The sequence below is a fragment of the Sphingobacteriia bacterium genome (assembly GCA_017304685.1).
Taxonomy (GTDB): Bacteria; Pseudomonadota; Alphaproteobacteria; order Rickettsiales; family 33-17; genus JAFKLR01.
Genome location: JAFKLR010000006.1, coordinates 20523 through 36715 on the forward strand (window position 1 = coordinate 20523; position 16193 = coordinate 36715).

Sequence of the window (16193 nt, forward strand, 5' to 3'; positions counted from 1 at the left end):
TATGAAGCTTTAGCTGAATACAACGCTTAAATAGAAAGACATCCGTGGTAATCCCAAATTATCTAACGGCGCACTTAAGAGTTTTTGACAAAACTCATTTTTCATTGTAAAATACTTGGAATAATTAGGAATAACATGTATCACGCAAAACTAGGTTCAATAGGGAAACGTCATTCAAGCGGTCAATACGGTAGAAGTATTGTACAGTCAATTGCATATGGCATGAGAGAAAAACTAACTCAGAAAAGTTTTGACAGTAGTACAAATAGTTATATTGAAGGTGAAACACATGATTATTTATATCTTGGTGGATGCTGCTTTAAAGAAACATTAGCACCTACACATTCACCAACTTGGGTATACAATAGAGAAACACTTTGGAATGAAGTAGAACGAGTTGAGAAAAGAGTAAATGCCGAATTTGCTAAATATCTTCAATTAGCTTTACCAAATGAATTAAACATACAACAATGCAAAAAAATGGTAAGAGAATTCCTAAATGAAAACATAATTTCGATGGATTTAATTGCAGATTATAGTTTTCATGATGATAAACCTGACAACTTTCATGCGCATGTTTATTTCACTACAAGAAGAATTGAAAGCCATGGTTTTGCTAAGAATAAAATTGATATAGTTGATATAATTGATAAAAAGCCATTTCTTTACCAACTAAGAGAAAACTATGCAAAGGTACAAAATAAATATTTAGCAATGTATGGGTTTAAAAAGAGAGTTACGCATCTCTCTCATAAGAAAATGGGTTTAGATCTTATAGCAACTAAACATATAGGTTATGCTTCTAATAATAAAAGAAGCAAAGCTGAATTGAATGATAGAATTGAATATAACAATCAAGTTTATCGTGAAAATCTAAAGATAATAATAAATAACCCTGAGATTATTATAAAAAAACTTTGTTATGAATTTGAGTATTTTGATTATAAAGACATATCAAATGCAGTTAACAACCAATTACAACTTAATGTTAAAGCTGGTAATATTGTTGAACAAGATTTTGATTATAATGAAATATATAACCAAATAGTAGAACGAATTGTAGGTAGTTCTACCCTTTCAAAGATCAAAATTAAAACTGATTCTGATAAAAAAATCATATTTTCTTCAATTAAGTACTTTGAACAAAACTTAGATTTGATAAGAGAAAATGTAAACGATGAGACAATAGAAATTGAAGAAATATTTGGAAAAGATAATAGTGATAGTAATAGAGAAATCAAGGATAATATAATGGCAGACTACCCTTTTGATGTTAATGATTTATATAAAGAAATCTTTAGAAATCCTGATAAAATTAGAGCTTTAAGTAAATTTAATTTTAGTAATTCGAGAGGGAAAAGTCGTATTTCTAATTCTTCTGAAGGATTAATTAGTAATGGTAGAAGAGGAGGAGATAAAAATAAGGTTACCTTATTTTTAAATGGGGTTATTAATGATTTTAAAGGAGGAGGTTTCAGTCGAAATGTAATATCTTATTATGCTGAAGAGACAGGTTTAAAGTGGAATGAGGCTTTATTTGATTTAGCTCGTGAATATGGAATTTATGATAAAGATAAGCAAACCATTAACCATGAGATTATTGAAGTTACAAGAAAATACGCGAATGAAAGATTATTAGAAGAAGAAAGAATTGAGATTGAAAAAGAAAAGCAAAATGAAAAAATAAAAGATATTTCTGCAACTATTTATAAAAAAATATACAAACAAAACCTAGGGAAGGAATTGATTGAATACCTTTCAAATAGGGGTTGGAATGAAAGTGAAATATTAGAACATACAAGAAATGGTAATATTCTATATGTGGAATCTTATGATGAAATATCAAAAGCTCTTAATAAAGCTTCTTCCCATAAGAACTCAAATTATAACTTCGATGACCTTAAGAATATAAAGCCTTTAAATTTCTTTTTTAAAGATACCCATAAATTTTTTATTCCTTGTTATAATGATAAGCATGAAATTATTGGGTTTATTACAAGAGACATTACTTCTAAGGAAACTAAAAATAAATATGTAAATACTAGGGGATTGCAAGTATCAGAAGTATTATATAACGCTCAATCATTAGAAGAAGGAAAGGATATTTTAGTAGTAGAAGGAGTGTTAGATGCTTTAAGGCTTACAAGTAGTGAAGGTAAAAAGGCTTTAAATCATACAATTCCTTTAGGTTTACTTGGTAATAGCCTTTCTACAGAAAGAATAAATTTAATTAGTAAATATAATCCAAGAACTATTTATATTGGCCTAGATAATGATGAATCTGGAGTTCGTTCAACTCAAAGAATGGTAAAAAGCTTATTAGAACACGGCCTTTCAAATTTTCGAATAGTAAAACTAAGAAACGATATTAAAGATTTTGATGAATTAATTTCTAAAGAGGGATACAACTCATTAAGATCAATATTAAATGAGTCATTATCACCTTCAAAATATCTTTTTGAGGAAATTAAAAATCTATATTTAACTGAAATAAAAGACCAATATAAACTTCCTTCAGATGAAAACACAGCTAATGAATTTAAAACCTATTTGAGTAATGTACTTATTAGTTTACGTAGTAATAAAGAAGAGAAGACTAGTTTAACTCAATTATTAATACAAAATGTAAGTAAGGATGAACATTTAACTTTAAACTCAATCATTAATACAAGTGAAGAAATTATAAATGTAAGAAACGATAACCTTGATAAAGATTCGGAAGTCTTACATGAAGAAAATATTATAAATATTGAATCTGAAGTAGAAAGACTAAGAGATTTATTTAAATATGAGTTAGAAGAAAATGACTTTATTGCAGCTTCTAAATTTAAGAGCATCATTAATAAAAATCTAAGTAATATCAATGAAGAATTTAAAAGATCGCTATATAAAATGATAATAAACCAATGTGTAAACTTAGGAAAAGATTTGAATGGCGAAACATGGTTTATAAAAAGAGATAATTTGGTCAATTTATCAAATGAAGCCATTTTAAATTCTATTACTGAACATGGAGGAAATTTTGAAAAAGGGAAATTTTCTGATTTTTTAAATAATATCCGAAACGAAAATAAAGAAATCGAACAAAATAATGATAAAATCAATAATAAAGATTATAAGTTAATTAAAGATTTAGCTGATGTAATTATTGGCACATTAACTGATAAATACTCAATATTTACTGAAAAAGATATTAAGGTTCTTATAAATAATGAACTTAATAAAAAACTTATAAACGAAAAATTTGAACAACATATTCTTAATAAAGTTCTAGAAGGAACTAATATAATAACTCTAAAACGTCAAAGTCTACGAGGTGAAACATATTACACAACCAAAGAATACCTGGAATTAGAAAAAAATACATTAGGTTTTGCTAATAGCTTAAACGCTAGAATTTCTCCATTAAATTCTAAATATTTAGAAAATTTTATAGAAAATGTAAGGCTCTCGAACAGTTTAAACGAAGAGCAAATTGAAGCAATTAAATACTTAACTACCGATACCACGGATTTGGCTATAATTGATGGATTTGCAGGTGCAGGTAAAACTCGTCTACTTCAAAAATATAAAGAGATAATAGAGAAGAAAAATACACTTGCAGCAAGCTTTGGACTTGGTGGCAATAAAATTATAGGTGTAAGCGTCATGGGCATTGCGGCGTTAAACTTAGAAAGAGATACAGGTATAAAATCAATAACCATTGAAGCAATGAAAAATATGCTTAAGTATTCTTCAGCTGGTATGGGGCTTAAAAAGGGTGATATTTTAATTGTTGATGAAGCTGCAACTGTGACAGTAGAAGACTACTATTTAATACTTGAAAGAGCAAAAATAGAAGGGTTTAAAGTAGTTCTAACTGGTGATTTATACCAAGCACAACCAATTCAAAGTGCACAAATATTTGATCATTTAGTTGATAAAGTAGGAAGCTTTAGTTTACGTAATGTTTTAAGACAAAGGGATAAAAAAGATGCGGAAGCTACTAAGATGTTTGCAAGTGGTAATTTTTATGGAGGTTTAAGTTATTATAAATCAAAAGGTAATTTTGTTCATATGCTTGATGAATCTACCACATTAAGGCAACTTGCTCATAATTATGTCAAAGATTTATTCAATGGCGCAAGTTATGACGATTCAGTAGTAATCACTGCTACAAATGCAGATGTAGAAGTAATAAATAACCATATTAGAAAAGCCCTAGAAGATACTAATTATTTTAATTTTAAGCAAAAGGGTCGTAACCAAAGTGGTGTTGTAAATTCTAAGGAATTTAAATTAGAACCCTTCAAAAATTCCCCTAAGAAATTAGTTATAAGAAGAGGTGAAAAAATAGTATTAACTGAAAATGACTATAAAGATTATGATATAAGAAATGGAATGACCGCTGAAGTATTAGGATTTGTAGGAGAATCAGGTATTAAAATAAGGCTTTGTGATTTTAATAGAGTACTTATCATTGATACAGATAAATATAAAGGTATTAATTACGGTTATTGTTTAACTTCAAATAAAACACAAGGTATATCTGTTGAAAATACTCATGTTTATGCCAGCCGTGATTTTTATTCGAATAACCTTTATCCAGCTTTAACTCGCCATAAAAATAATATGACTATTTATTATAATGATGACGATTTTAGCGATATTAGAGATATTTCTGATAATGTTGGAAGAGATAAAGTTAGCTTTAATGCAATATCTTTTATGATTTCTTCTGAAGAATTATTAAAAGCAGATGAAACATATAAAAATGTATTTTTAATAAAACGTGTAAATGAAAGTATAAAAGAGGTAAGCGAAAAATTACAAATAGAAAAGGAAACAGATGAAATTAACGAAGATAAACAAAAAAATATCTATAAATTTATTACAGAATTAAAGTCATTAATAGATGCAAGAAGCAAACTGGCTGAAGTAATATTAAATGATTACGATAGTCATAGAAGATATTTACAAGAAGCAGGTTTAAGTAATTTGCAAAGAATGAAAGAATGTGCAGGAGTAAGTTTAAAATACAGTGATATAGAATTGAATGAAATCAAGCTCATTAAAGATTTTCTAACCACAAAAGATGAACTTGAAAAGATATTGTTAGCAGACAGTATTTCAAGAAAAAGAGTAAATTCTGTAGTTTTTTACGCAAAGGAATTTCGTAATGAAGGCTTAAGTATTAATGAACTAAAGAAATATGCTGACAAAATAGATAATCCTAAGTTTTTACAAACCAAAGAAGGAATATTCACTTTTTTTGAAAGTGAAGATAAAAAATTTGGTACTAATAGCTTCAATGATGTTAAAACAAGGTTAGATTTTATTGCTTTTAGCGAGACAGTAATTAAAGAATATAATGATTTACAAGATTTCAAACAAGAATTAGATAAATTAAACGAAAATCATAGTATAGCTTTTAATAGACTTAATGATTGTAAAATAACTAAGGAGCAACTTGAATTATTTATTAAATATCATTCTAATAATGAAGAATTAGCTAATTCAAAGCAAAAATTGATTCATACAAATAAAGAAATCCTAAATTTAGAAGATAAATTAAGCAAATTCTTACTTAAAATAGAGGGATTAAAAGATAAGATAAGCTATTTAGAAAAGGGTTTAGGTAGGTTTAAAAACCAATTTGATTATAGTCAATTAAAAGAATTTTATAATAAAACAACTAGACTTCAGGCTATTTACGAATTAGGTGAAAGAATTTATGGCTCAGATGAATTTAAGAAATTACTTGTGGACATAAATGCAAATGTTTCAAATTTTATTAATATAACTGGTACTAAAATATCAAAAACTACAAAAAATACATTTTATAACCGTTATAAAAATGCTGAAAAAGCCCTTAATCCTTTTGTAAACAAATTAGAAATTTTAATTAAAAAGGACCAAGAAGATATAAGTAAGTATGTAAAGGAATTTGATAATGATTTATCTAAAGCCAATAAGGAAAGTATAAAAGAAGCACTTATTACATTAATTGAAAATAGAGAAAGGTTAATAATTAGCGAATCTAAAGAATATAATGATAAGCTTAATTATATTGAATCTAGCAATTTAAAGGTATTATTAGATAAAAATCTTAAAACTATACTAGAACACGAAGATTTAAAAAAAGCATCAAATATAAATTATAAATCTATTTTTGATTTACTAAAATTAAATGAAGATGGAACTAAAAAGCTATACAACACTCACAATTTAAGTAATGAAGAGAAAATAGTTCAAATAGAAACTATTGATACCGAGTTTAAAGCATTAGTAGCTATTAAATTAGAGAATAATAAAGAAAAAGAAGCATTACTTGATGCATATGAAACTAAAAACTTTAAAGATATACTTTCAATAATTGACCATATTCAATTAAAGCAAAATAAGAAACTGCCATTTATAAGCGATGAAAATCCCTTAAATGAAGTTAAGGAAAATTTAAAAAGACTTACTTTTGAGGTTGCTGCATTAAAAGGACATATTTTAAAGGACAACAATGAAATTTTCGATAATTTCTATTATGCAGGAAAACTCATTGAAAAGGATAATACCTTAGAAAATAGGATATTAGCATTAAATACTGCAACTAAAGCTTTCATATATTCACATCACGATAATGAACCTTTATCACTTGATAAAGTTTTTACTCGTCATAAAGAAAGCTCGTTTGAATTTATGAACCAGGAAGCAGTTATAAGATATATAAAAAATGATAAAGAATTGTATTTAAAAGAAGGAAATATTGTTGATATTAATGATGTCGAGAATATTTTAACAATAGCTTCGAGGCATTTAAGGACATTCACCCCTGATAAAGTTTCTTCCTTTGGTAAATTAAGGGAAGAAAAAGTAGTAGAAGCAGTTAACGAATATGATTATTTAAAAGGTAATGTGACTAATTATATTCATGAACTGACTTTATCGCATGATTTTACTTGTTTACAAAAAGAGGCGATTGAAGAAATTTGTCTTAGGATTGTAAGTATTACTGGTAATACAATAAACATTCATAAGTTTGAAAAAGCATTAATTAGTGCTGTAACAGATATAAATTCTAGCTATGATAAATATAAAACCTCATTTAAAAATGAAAACAAGGATAATCCAGAGCTTCTTGCTAAGCAATTTGCCATTAAAGATCATTTTCATTTAGTAGGGGTTTTAATTAAGGAAGGTGAGTTTACTAAAGAGCATTTAGATTGGATGCATAAAAATAATTTAGCTCTTTATAAAAATATGATTAATCATTTAGCAATCAATAACCACCTAGCATTACACAATGATCTTGATAATCAATATAATCATCATGAAATTACACGATTGAATTAAATTAATAACCCTTTAACAGTAATTGTAAGAACTTAAATAAATCTGCTTATGAGAAATGTTAAAAATCTTTGTGTTTAAATCTATATTTGAAAGATGATCCTGCAGGAGGTTTAGGCCATTTTTCGTCTTTAATAGCTTTAAGAATAGTATAATGAACTACTAGGTTATTATCGTTAAACGAGAATTGAACAATTTTATGAGAGTTTGAAGGGAGATTTTTTAACAAAGAATCAAATAATCCTGGGTTTTCATCCTGAACTTGGTAACTCCAATATTCGCTACCTTCACTTATATCTTTATTTATTTCATTGGGTTTTCCAAATAAAGCTTCTATCTCATTTTTTGTAGTTTTTCCTAATACAATTGATCTTTCTAAAAACTTTTCATTAATATTCTTTGAGGAATGATCTGAACAGTTTCCTATTATTAAAATACAAAGAAATAAAGATAACGTTTTAAACATATACTCTAACCACAACAAAATTAACATAAAGTTTAAGGATTTATTAATATAATATATACTAGAAACTAAATCAATATTATATTGGTGTAAATACTAATACATTAATTAAATTGTATATAATTCAGTTGATTATCGTATTTTCTATAAGTGAATAAGTTCAGTTGAAAATAAAGCTAAAATGTAAAAATTTACAACCATGAAAATTAAAAGAAAAAAGCCCTTATAAAAATAATCCTATAATTTATCTTATGGAAAATAACAGCTCAAGAGGCTTGTATTTGCTCGCTTTTAATCAAAATCTCCATTCACCAATATTATTCCATCCGCATTCTAACATGGCTTTTGCCGTAGTAAAATGTAATGGCGATTTAAGAAATCTCGCTTTATTTAATATACTTTAAAACTCAAATTGCATATTTTCAATATCATTAGGTTGTATTTGTGCGCCGTATTGTTTAATAGCTCTTTTAACCATTTCTACCGATTCCTTATATTCTTCTTTATAAGTGATAATTTTTTCTGGTTCTTCAATAAAATATTGTTCTATATGTTCAAGCCATATCATAAAGTCCAAAGCTTCTTCAAGTTTTTCAATAGTTACTTCCCCTGTTTCATAAATGAAAGGCGCATGATTTAATTTCAAAAAAACTTCTTCAGAATAATAATCTTCTAAAGTATTATATATATTATTTATAAGCTTTTGTATCCTATTAGAAGGCTGTTTTGAGTACGGAACAGAAGGTATACCCAATTTTTCCATTAATTTTATAGATGTACACATATAAAACCTCTTATATATTAATTTTAAAGTCAAGTTTGTTCACTTACTTCTTCCTTTAATTCTTCAAGTTCAGATTTTTTTGATTTTTTACTTTTAGGAATTGCTAGTTCAGGAACTGATATATTATCTAAGTTCTTTTCTTGCTTATCCTCCTTTACTTTTACAATTACATTTTTCTTTATAAAGGGTGTAATACTATCAGAAATAAATGAGGAGGAGTTTAATTTAATTTTAGTCACATACTTACCTGTAGGTACTTTTACTAAAGCTTCTAAATTAGGTAAGTTTTCAATATCATAACTCTCGAATAAAAGTTCTTTATTCTCTTTTAATTGTAAGGATACTCCATCTCTTATGGAATTCGAACCGTAAGAAAGGTTTTCATTATAGTTTTCCACCTTTTGCATGCCTAAAGTTTCTGATATCCATTTATTTATTTCATTACTACTATTTTTAAAAAATATCTTAGTATTGCAGTTAGCTAAAATGTTTTGTGCTTGTTCATGAGAATAAACCTCCCTAATCTGAGCAATATTTTGTGCAGCAAAAAGACCTGCTAGATGATATTTACGTCCCTCTTCTACTAACATGGGCAAAGATTTTAGTTCATTTAAACTTTTAAGTTCATCCACAATAAACCAAATTGGTCTTTTATGTTCACGAATAACTGAATATTTTATAGCCATATCAAACCATAAACTCATAAGGCTTACTAATGATTCCCTATGTATTAGAGTACAAGCTATAAATAAATTACTATCATCATCTTTATTTACCCAATCTATAATAGAAAAAGGGTTATCGGTATCTTCAAGGAAATTTAAAAAATTTTCTATATAAGTTGTTAAGGTTGCTCTTATCGAACCACCTGTTTTATCACTATTTTTATTGATTATTCCTGCTGCATCTGTATTTTCAAAAAACTTAATAAAAGTATCATCATCCATGCATAATAATTCATGAAGCTTTTTAATTGATCTTTCACCTTTTTTATTCAACTTATCGATAGCAGCAGTAAATACAGTTCTTGCTGCTGTTACCCAAAAAGGATCTGTATAGCGTGAAGTTGGAATAAGGCCTGCTGATATATTCTTATAAGTTTCTTTATTATTTTCTTCAGCCCACGGTGTCCAAAGGGCTGATCTTTGATCAAGTGGATTTAATATAATATCTTTATCTTCTCTATATATTTTACTTATGAAATTACAACTAGAATCAATAATTACTATTTTATCTCCCCTAGCCCTTATTTGTTTTATATATTCTAAGAAACAAGTAGTTTTACCTGAACCAGTTGTACCAAAAACAATAGTATGCTTAAATTCTGATTCTTTAGGTAGTATTAGATCACCAATTTTCATATGATCTTTAAATTCATATTTTTTTAAATTAGGGTTGATAATTTTATTTAATTTTTTTGGCTCAACAAATTCATTTCCTTCCTTTACCTTTTTATTCTTTAACTTTCTACCTTTTTTAATCCATACAAATCTATAAACAATTGTCGTTAGAATTATAGAAGCTAAGGACATATATTTTATATATAAAAATAAAAGATTTATTGTACGAGTATAGGTATAATAATATATTTTGTTAGATATAAATGCATGAGCAGGAATACTTATAAGCCTTTTGCCAATTCCTGGTATTACAACCTTTGTGGAATATAAAATTTTTTTACTCATTAAGGTACTAAAGGTTTTTATATATAAATATTTTGAAGCTATTATAAAATCTATGTAAGAAATTTTATATATAATAAGAAATATTGTAATAAATATGCATGGTATTAAAGATAAAATATAAGTTTCTTTGAGTACTTGTAAGAACATCATTAAATTATGAAGTTCTACCTGCCCTCCTCGTGTACCATCCTGAATTGTACTTTTATTTATATTTTTGTTCATTTTTGTATTGTTTAAGAATCAATCATAGACATTTTCATGCTAATACCTTTGTTGCTATAGTATAATTCTGGAAAATGTTCTTTAAAGTACTCTGCTTTATACACTAACACTTCCTTCTCTTCTAATAACTCTTCTAATTCCTCTTCAGGCTCTTGCATTAGTTTTTTTATTTCTTGTATTTCTTTTATTAATTCATTAAATTCCGCCAAATCTTTTTTATATTTAAAATTCAACAATAATAACCTTAAAATGCAATTTATGACTCCTGTTCCATAAACTTTATAAAATAAGTCTTTTAAAATTTCCTCCGATCCATCAATTTCAAGGAGTTTTAATAATTTTTCTGAAACTTCATAACCATAATACATATGCGGAAATGTTTTTGAATATTTAGAAATTACATTCTCAATTAGCTTTTTATATTTATTAATATTACTTTCTACTAATGAAATATCACGATCTATAGTACTTAATCTCATCTTTACTTCAGATACTGTAAAAGCTCTATCCATTAAATTTCTCCTAACTTTATGAATATTTATTAATTTAAAGTACTCATTCTGATTTTTATTATAGCTTTACCCATTTTTCTAATACTTGTCGGGTATATTTCCTTTGATTAATTTCCTTTGAAGAATGATATTTGGCAACTGCTTCTCGCCAGTTAGAGGTCGCCTTATGAAGTTGTTTTAAATAGTTCGCACCATATTTTATATTATTTGTTATCTCAAACATCTCATCTAGAGAATTAAAGTTTTTAGAATGGTATCTATAATTAATTTGCAAACATCCAACGTCAAAGGATTTGTATCCTTTAGCAAGCAAATCATTTACATAAACTATTGCTTCTTCTTTAGTCTTGAAGTAATAAGCCTTGCCAGCAAAATTTACCGCATATGGATTATAGCTTGATTCTACATTTGAAATGGCAGATAGTAAATCTTTTGGAATGTTGTATTGTTTTTCGTAGTTTCGAATATACCTTTGACAGTCTTTTGCAAAGCTAATTTTGCTTAAACAACTAAAAATAATTAAATATAAAATGGCTTTACCCATTTTTCATAACCTCTTCTAGTTTTTCTCTAAGCCTATGTATTTCTGCTTGCATTTCCTCAAGTTCTTCTATTGATATAACAGTTACAACCTTTCTGCCGTTTTTTATTATATTTACAGGTTCTCTTCTTGCTTTATCTATTAATTCACCAAATTTATTTTTTGCATCCGTAGCATTAAATTCTGCCATTAATTATTACCTTTTTGTATTATATAGCTAAAATAGCTAATTTAGGCATTTTAGTCAATATCTGTTGACATATTTGTAGGATTATTTTAATAATTTTTTTAATTAAAGGTTTATTAACCTAATAAATTAATATTAAGTATTTTTAGAGGAAAATTATGCAACAACATTATAGGGTTAAGCTTAATCTTTTAGTATTAAAAGAGCCATTTTACAATACAACTATGGAAATACCAAAAGCTATATCTTTTACTTTTATAGATGATAACAATAATCAATATATAAGAATATTTGACTATAAAAAACCTGTTTTTATAAATACAAAATCAAATTACAATCTTAAAGTTAATTATAAAACAACTGAAGAGTCTACAGGTTTAATTCATAATATTTATGAAAATTTTATGGGTGACTATAAAGTACATGAGATTTATAACCCTAATTTTATGCAAATAGAAGATGTAGATTTAGTTCATGCTTTTGATAAAGAGCAAAAGCATATTTCGCCATTTAAAGCTGAGTCAATTATCATTCAGCATAATGAAAATGTTACGCCATACATTGTTGAGAATTTCAATATATGTTCTCTACAACCAGGTGATTATGAACTGCGTCAAACTGAGTTTGATTATATTTATAACAGTTAACCATTTTTAATAAGCTAAGTTATATAAAGTTCAACGCATAATGTATTTTTTTCTCTTTATCTGAACCTCTCAAAATAAACTTGTGTGCGGTGAATATACTCTTTAAACACCGCACAATATGCGGAGATTATTATTGTTAAAAAGGGTAAGAGAAGTTTAATTATATTAGTTCGTGGTAGGTTTTGAATATCTTTTAAAATTATAATGTTAGCATTTATACAGAAATGAGCACAAAAATAAAAAATATGTTATAATGTTTAAAAACATATGCAAAGGAGACAAATAGGAAAAAATAGTATATTATTAGCTATAATTTAACAAAGAAATTTTACTAAAAGACAATAAAAAATATTGAGAAGATTATGATAAAATTAATTGATAGATTTTGGAACTGGCTCTTATCGATTTTATTTAAAACCGATGTTAGATGTTATATTTCCTCTTTTATTTTAAATATAGGATTTTTCACCCTAGCCCCAAAAATTATTTCTATAGCTGCTTTGTTTTTTGTATGGTGGCCTTTTTTCTTTAATAGATTTATCATTTCTATGAAATGTTGGACAAAATTTAATGATTTAAATAAGGCAGTACCAAAAGAAGAATATAAATATACTATCACAGATCAAAGAGTACTTGCTGCAATATTTATTATTTCTTTATTAACTTCAATTTATTTACATTATTATGTAGGATATTATATTCTTTTAATGCCATTCATATTTACAAGAGTGTATGGCTTAATTATGCGTATACCTTTTCCTGTATTTGCTAATGCTTTTCTTGGGTCATTTGGTGAAGGTGTGAATAGCAAATTTGAATTAAATGAAGATTACATTCCTAAGAAAAGAGATATTTTCGAGAATGCTGCTTATAAAAATCTTTATAATAATCCAGCTCATTCTTTAGTTCCTGGAAATATCTGGAATACTGATTATTTAAGAAAAAAGTAAATTTAATCAACTAAAGAATCAGTTTTAGGCCTTACATCATGTATTGTTTTAGTACCATTCTCATTACTTATATCGACTTGTTTTTCTAAGAAGTGCTTCTCTTTATTCATATTAATATTTTTTTTACCTAATTGGTCATTATGAGCCGCCATATTGATTTCAGCTAAATCTTTTGCTCCTACTTCAATAATAGTATCTTTAATATGGGTATTATTTACACCCTCATCAAAGGTTTGTTCATTATGATTAGATAAACCATAATCATTTTTAATTTGACCAACATTAAAATCTTCATATTTACTATCTAGTGAATGCGAAGAAGGTAAAGTAGTTTTATTAGCTTCATTTATAATTTTATTAGTTTGAGTACCTATATATTCATTTGCGTAAGCTTTAAATAATTCTGGTTCTTTTTCCATAATATTATAAGCTTCATCCATATTACCATTATTTTTATGGGCAATAAATTCAAGCACCTCTTGATCAGCATTCCTAGTAATTGTTGCACCAGAAGAATTAACAAAGCTTACTGCATTACTTAATCTTTCAACATTTTGAATTGAAGCTTCTAAAGATTGTCTGGTACTTTCTTGTTTTGTATAAGATTTAGATAAATTATCAGAAAGTCTTGTATCAAAGGTTGAATTGTTACCATAAGACATATTTTTAGCAGCATGAACCATTGATTCTAAATTAATATTATAACCATTTCTTTCTTGAAACTCTTTACTTTTTCTATAAGTTTCTATTGCTTGATCAGACATTTCTAATCCGCCATGTAAATTAGCCCCTAGTGAGGCGTTAAAGTTAAACGGACTTCCTCCTAATAAATTATCTGCCACACTTTTCCCTTTTCCACTGGAATTAATACCTGCTGAAGCATCCATAGTAAGGCCTGCTGCAACTTTTGATGCGGTTACAGTGTCCATACCAAATTGTTTTTGTAACCCTCTTACAAGTTCCTGCCCTTGAGCTAAAGTTTTACCATGAGAGGTAGAAGTATCTATATTCCAAGTATTACCACTTGATTCTCCTTTAGCAAGACCCTGATAAAATTCAGTTAAAGCATTAAAGGTACCAATTTTTTCATTTGAATGAGCTTTAGAAAGATTTGTTATTAATCCTTTTTCATTATCCAGTCTTCTAGAGATTTCACCAGTTACAGAATCTTGTAGTTCTACTGAATTTATACCTTGAGATGAAGTTAAGCCTGCTCCAGCCTTAAATACCATACTTCCATCTGATTGCATTAATTTATAAGCACCATCATTCATTTGTGTTTCAATTTGAGCCCCTCTAAAACTACTGCTTTGATCCATTTTGAAACCACTAAAATTACTTAAGGAGGTTACCCCTTGAGTAATATTCCCTGTGCTAATATTACCTGTCGCAAGTTCAGCACCAGCTTGTGAGGCTGCTGATTGCATCTGACCAGTGATAGAGCTAGAAAGATGTACTAAATTTGCAAGTCCGCTATGAATTAACATATATGACAAAGGTGGAATACAAACTGATAATAATCCCGCTACACATGCAATATTAGTATTAATTTCTGACAATCCAGCTGAGGTTAATATAGTTAAACCCTTCCCCCCTAAGAATCCTGAAGTAAAAAAATCACCAGTTGTGGTCATCATCATATTTAATATTGCATATAAAGGAGCCCATAAATGAAGAGATAATAAGGAAGTAAAGTAAGTTTGCAGAAACTTTATACTTGATGACCCAAGAACTATTAACATTACAAAAGGTAAAGATGCATAAAGTAAACCTTCAAAAACAGCTTTTAAAATTGGAAGATTTCTAGCATTTTGCTCAATAGATACTAATATTCCCATTCGATGTTGTACAATTGCTCTTGAAGTAGCATAATTTAAACTACTTCCGTCTTCCTCTATTTTTTCTTTAGGCGCTGCAATAATTTCATTTATCATCATCTGTTGCTTAATTAAATTTTCAGAATTTAATGCTATTTTTTGTAAAGATGAAATACCATTCAAAAATGAATTCATATTATTCCTAATAAATTCATTTCCCTTCTTCTCCGCTAATTTTGATTTAGTAAAGGAGTTAGAAATGTCATTGGCATATCCTAAAAATGGAAAAATAAGGGTTATTCCATTAGATATAATATTATTTATTTCTCTATTCCAAACCAAATCAATTTCTTGAGCAGCATCTTTACAGCTTAGTAATTCCGTCACGGTTTTACTATGAAAAGTAGAATTTCCACTTTTCGTTTCTTTTGTATATTTTATATACGGCATACCTATTGATTTTGGGGCATATTCTTTCACATAACTCCATATATCATCAGTAGAATTTAAAGTATTCATACTGTATCTTCCAATCATTGCTCCAGTTACAATACATTGTTGCGTGAATTTATTTAAATTATGCTTAAATATGGGATCTGAGATTTTGAATTTTTTTATTTCAGCCATGAGTGTTGCACCAAAGATCATGCCTGAGTTTTGATAATATTCATTTTCATTTAAAGTTGAAAAAGAAGTTTCAAAGGCTTCGGTTATACTATGACTTAATTCTGATAATATACCTCCAACTACACTTATAGGTAAAGGAACATTATCTACTTTAAATTCAAATTTTGTAATAGTATCATGAACCATTACTGGTGCTGTAGGTATGAAAAATGAAGTTAAAAGTACATTTGTAAATATAAGTTTTTTTACAGCTTCTAGAATTTGGTTACGATTAATAAGAATAAAACCGAGGCTAAACATTCCAATAACTACAGCTAAATTACATAACCGCTCAAATATTCCCTTGTCATTGTGGAAAGAAGCAATTGCATTTAATATATTAAACATAATTTCTCCGCCACCTTGAGTATAAATAGTATAAAGATATTCTTTCAT

11 protein-coding genes are annotated in these 16193 nt (G+C 27.3%); 4 read left to right on the top strand and 7 right to left on the bottom strand.

Annotated elements, in window-relative coordinates:
- Positions 1 to 135: 135 nt before the first annotated feature.
- A complete protein-coding gene (locus J0H68_09310; GenBank protein MBN8828891.1) occupies positions 136 to 7326 on the top strand; it encodes a MobA/MobL family protein in 7191 nt (2396 codons plus the stop codon).
- 58 nt (positions 7327 to 7384) lie between these two features.
- On the opposite strand, the gene J0H68_09315 is transcribed toward J0H68_09310, so the two are convergent.
- The gene (locus J0H68_09315; protein MBN8828892.1) at positions 7385 to 7789 is read right to left on the bottom strand and encodes a hypothetical protein; all 405 of its coding nucleotides are present in this window, start codon (positions 7787 to 7789) and stop codon (positions 7385 to 7387) included.
- Positions 7790 to 8037: 248 nt separating this feature from the next.
- Here J0H68_09315 and J0H68_09320 point away from each other — a divergent pair, with 248 nt between their 5' ends.
- Entirely contained in the window at positions 8038 to 8190 is a 153-nt protein-coding gene (locus J0H68_09320; GenBank protein MBN8828893.1) for a hypothetical protein, read from the top strand.
- Here the strand turns inward: J0H68_09320 and J0H68_09325 are convergent.
- From J0H68_09325 to J0H68_09345, 5 genes are read right to left on the bottom strand one after another with little or no spacing between them, the layout of a single operon-like run.
- Positions 8187 to 8570, bottom strand: a complete 384-nt coding sequence (locus J0H68_09325) for a hypothetical protein (protein MBN8828894.1) — start codon at positions 8568 to 8570, stop codon at positions 8187 to 8189. The genes J0H68_09320 and J0H68_09325 overlap by 4 nt on opposite strands.
- A 29-nt stretch (positions 8571 to 8599) precedes the next feature.
- The gene (locus J0H68_09330; GenBank protein MBN8828895.1) at positions 8600 to 10477 is read right to left on the bottom strand and encodes a type IV secretion system DNA-binding domain-containing protein; all 1878 of its coding nucleotides are present in this window, start codon (positions 10475 to 10477) and stop codon (positions 8600 to 8602) included.
- Positions 10478 to 10488: 11 nt separating this feature from the next.
- Complete coding sequence (locus J0H68_09335; GenBank protein ID MBN8828896.1) at positions 10489 to 10989, bottom strand: hypothetical protein; 501 nt, start codon at positions 10987 to 10989, stop codon at positions 10489 to 10491.
- 58 nt (positions 10990 to 11047) lie between these two features.
- Positions 11048 to 11533: a transglycosylase SLT domain-containing protein gene (locus tag J0H68_09340; GenBank protein MBN8828897.1), complete on the bottom strand. Its 486-nt coding sequence runs from the start codon at positions 11531 to 11533 to the stop codon at positions 11048 to 11050.
- Positions 11526 to 11720, bottom strand: coding sequence for a type II toxin-antitoxin system prevent-host-death family antitoxin (locus J0H68_09345; GenBank protein MBN8828898.1), 195 nt, complete (start codon positions 11718 to 11720; stop codon positions 11526 to 11528). The genes J0H68_09340 and J0H68_09345 overlap by 8 nt, the downstream gene beginning before the upstream one ends.
- Before the next feature lie 155 nt (positions 11721 to 11875).
- On the opposite strand from J0H68_09345, the gene J0H68_09350 reads away from it, so the two are divergent.
- Positions 11876 to 12364 carry a hypothetical protein gene (locus J0H68_09350; GenBank protein ID MBN8828899.1) on the top strand — a complete coding sequence of 163 codons (489 nt, stop codon included), beginning with the start codon at positions 11876 to 11878 and terminating at the stop codon, positions 12362 to 12364.
- A gap of 362 nt (positions 12365 to 12726) precedes the next feature.
- Positions 12727 to 13314, top strand: coding sequence for a hypothetical protein (locus J0H68_09355; protein ID MBN8828900.1), 588 nt, complete (start codon positions 12727 to 12729; stop codon positions 13312 to 13314).
- Positions 13315 to 13316: 2 nt separating this feature from the next.
- Here J0H68_09355 and J0H68_09360 read toward each other — a convergent pair whose 3' ends face one another.
- Positions 13317 to 16193: a conjugal transfer protein TraG N-terminal domain-containing protein gene (locus tag J0H68_09360; GenBank protein ID MBN8828901.1), complete on the bottom strand. Its 2877-nt coding sequence runs from the start codon at positions 16191 to 16193 to the stop codon at positions 13317 to 13319.